Origin of the sequence: Synechococcus sp. MU1655, from assembly GCF_023630655.1 — a bacterium.
GTDB lineage: Bacteria > Cyanobacteriota > Cyanobacteriia > PCC-6307 > Cyanobiaceae > Synechococcus_C.
The window spans coordinates 1-2,662 of sequence record NZ_JAKUHK010000258.1; the positions used below are offsets into that span (position 1 = coordinate 1).

Annotated in this window: 4 protein-coding genes; all 4 read right to left on the minus strand. The window is 58.1% G+C overall.

The window, feature by feature from the left end; translation table 11 throughout:
* The coding region (locus NCN04_RS10320) for a homoserine dehydrogenase (RefSeq protein ID WP_250396044.1) at nucleotides 1-1,122 on the minus strand (1,122 nt) is incomplete at its 3' end.
* A gap of 36 nt (nucleotides 1,123-1,158) precedes the next feature.
* Nucleotides 1,159-1,620, minus strand: a complete 462-nt coding sequence (locus NCN04_RS10325; protein WP_250396045.1) for a SufE family protein — start codon at nucleotides 1,618-1,620, stop codon at nucleotides 1,159-1,161.
* Nucleotides 1,621-1,628: 8 nt separating this feature from the next.
* Nucleotides 1,629-2,105: a hypothetical protein gene (locus NCN04_RS10330; protein ID WP_053068514.1), complete on the minus strand. Its 477-nt coding sequence runs from the start codon at nucleotides 2,103-2,105 to the stop codon at nucleotides 1,629-1,631.
* Nucleotides 2,106-2,126: 21 nt separating this feature from the next.
* Nucleotides 2,127-2,662: 5-formyltetrahydrofolate cyclo-ligase (locus NCN04_RS10335; RefSeq protein ID WP_250396046.1), on the minus strand; the 536-nt coding region annotated here is incomplete at its 5' end.

Here is a 2,662-nt window from a genome sequence, read left to right on the forward strand (position 1 = left end):
GATGACGCCTGGTGCATTTTCTGTTTTGAAACGCACATAATTTCGTTGACTCGTTTGCTCCGTGTTCGCTAGATGGCAGGCGCGCCAGCTGGAGGCTGCCAGCAGAGGGTCCAAGTTTCCCTCTGCTGGTTTGAGTTGGCGAACCCCAGCGATGTTGAGGATGTCGGCAACCACGGCCGAAGCGGTGGGGCCAGAGCCGGCGCCTGGTCCGTAAAACATCACCCTTCCGATCGGATCCCCCTCGACCAAAATGGCGTTGTTCACCCCATTCACCCCAGCGAGGGGGTGGTCATTGGGGACCAGGGTGGGTTGAACACTGACCGCCAGAGGTAGGGACGTGGGATGGCTGGGGTCGGGCTCCATGCTTTCGGCCACTGCGAGGAGCTTGACGCCATAGCCCAACTGCGAGGCGTAATCCACGTCTCTGCTTTGCAGCGTGCTGATCCCTGCTGTATAGATGCCGTTGCGATCAATGGGACCGCCAAAGGCCAATCCAGACAAGATGGCGATTTTGTCGGCAGCATCAAGCCCTTCGACGTCTGCAGCTGGGTCGGCTTCGGCGTAGCCCAGATCCTGGGCGTCGCGAAGAACAGCGTTGTAATCCGCGCCCTCGTCAGCCATCCGACTCAGGATGTAATTGGTGGTTCCGTTAATGATTCCGCTCACGCGTTGAATGCGGTTGCTTCCGAGCGATTGTTTGAGAGGTTCAATGATCGGAATCCCGCCGCCAACTGCGGCTTCAATCAGCACGTAGACACCTGCGGCCGCTGCTGCTGACGCAATTTCTTCGCCATGCCTGGCGATCACAGATTTGTTCGCAGTGACAACCGACTTCCCAGCCGAAATGGCGCGCATGATCAGAGTGCGGGCTGGCTCAATGCCTCCCATCACTTCCACCACAACGTTCACCGCCGGGTCGTCGACGACGGCTTCAGGGGATGTGGTGAGGATGTTCTCGTCCAGAGCGATGGGCCGTGGGCGGTTTCGATCTCTCACCGCCACCCGCACTAAATCCAGATCAGCGATCAGAGGGTGTCTCCCTTCAGGTGTCTGGAGAATGCTTGCCACTCCGGCACCCACAGTGCCGAGACCGAGAAGGCCGATTCCGATCCGGGTGGACATTGGACAGGTTCCGTTTGCGTCGCTAATCAGAAGACTCTATGAATCCATCGCATCATCGGTGTTTTTTAAGGCACGAGCCTGGGATTGCATCGCGCGCAAAATATTGAGAAAGCCGTTGGCCCTCGAGGGGGTAAGGCTTGCTTGCAGGCCGGTGGCAGCAATGAATGCAGGGTCGACAGCCAAGACCTGATCAGGGGTGAGATCACTCATCCCCTTAATCAGCAGGGCGAGTAGTCCTTTGGTGATCAAGGCATCGGACTCTCCCTGCCAACACACGTGGTTGTCCAGGAGAGCGGCGTGAACAAACACCTGAGACACACAACCTTGAACCTTGCGGTCTTCGGTTTGCAGTTCGGCTGGCATGGCCGGGAGCTTTTTGGCCAGCCATAACACGTATTCGTAACGCTTGCGTGGGTCTGGCGTGCCACTAAGTCGATCTACTAGGCGGTCGAGTGCTTCGCTTCCGTATTGACTTGAAGAGCAGCTTGGTTCTGCCATGGACAGATTCAGCGATTCAGGCTGGAAGGTCGCACCTTAACCATCAGGCTCACAAGTCCGAGCAGGGCTGGTGCCCCCACCCAGGCCAAATGCGATCGCGCTGGGGCTTGGTTTCGCGTTTGCACCACCTCGTCCAGCAAGACGCTTCCCTGGCGGATCGGTAATTCCAAATAGTCGCGATGGCCAGGGCCGCCGTCTACTTGTAAGTCCAAGACGCCTTCAACAAGGTCTGGGAGTGTCAAGACCAGTTGTCCATTCACTCCGATCTCACCGAGTTCATCTCCAGGGGTTCCATCGGCATTGAGCAGGCGCACCATGGCACCCTCAACAGGTTCACCTGTGGAAAAGCTGCTACTCAGCTCTAATTGGCCATCGAGATAGCGCAGTGAGCTTTCGATCCCATGCGCCTTGGCCTGTTGGCCAGCCATGACGCCAAGGCCTATGGCGGTGCAAGTGACCAGCAAGCGGCGTGAAAACACGGTCATGGCAACGGGCTGACGAGGATTTCATCTTGCAGAACATTCGCTCTGCTGGCTAGCCCTACGCAAGCTGCAGCCCTTCTCAGTGATCCAACCATCCAAGGGCCGATCCCAGGGGTCTGTCGGTAGCAAGGTGGGATGAATGCACGCCTCTGGGAGGACTGCGAAGGTCGGCAGCATTGACCACCCTGGTTGGATGAGCAAGCGGTCATAACAGCCGCCTCCGTAGCCAAGGCGTACGCCCCGTTGATCGACCGCAAGGGCGGGAATGAGCAAGAGGGCTATTGCATCCGGTTTCAAGGCTGGTGATGAAAGTGGGGCTGGAATGGAAAAGGCATCACCGCGAAGCTCTGTTGGCGATGGAGCATCTCGCCAAGGGTGATAGGTGACGCTGTAGTCCTCTGCCGTTGCAGGCAGGGCAAGCGGGGCATGCTGAAGTTCGGCCAGCCGGCGCAGATCGGGTTCTCCAGGAAGGGGCCAGGTGATTCCAATGGCTCCTTGGCGGTGAGGACGTGGTTGGGCGTTCAGATGGGCGAGCACGCTTTGAACCAGTGACGCATTCA

Bases quoted from the DNA above. Each gene is read 5' to 3' on its own strand.
- NCN04_RS10330 (WP_053068514.1), bottom strand. From the start codon at position 2,105: ATGACCGTGTTTTCACGCCGCTTGCTGGTCACTTGCACCGCCATAGGC.
- NCN04_RS10325 (WP_250396045.1), bottom strand. From the start codon at position 1,620: ATGGCAGAACCAAGCTGCTCTTCAAGTCAATACGGAAGCGAAGCACTC.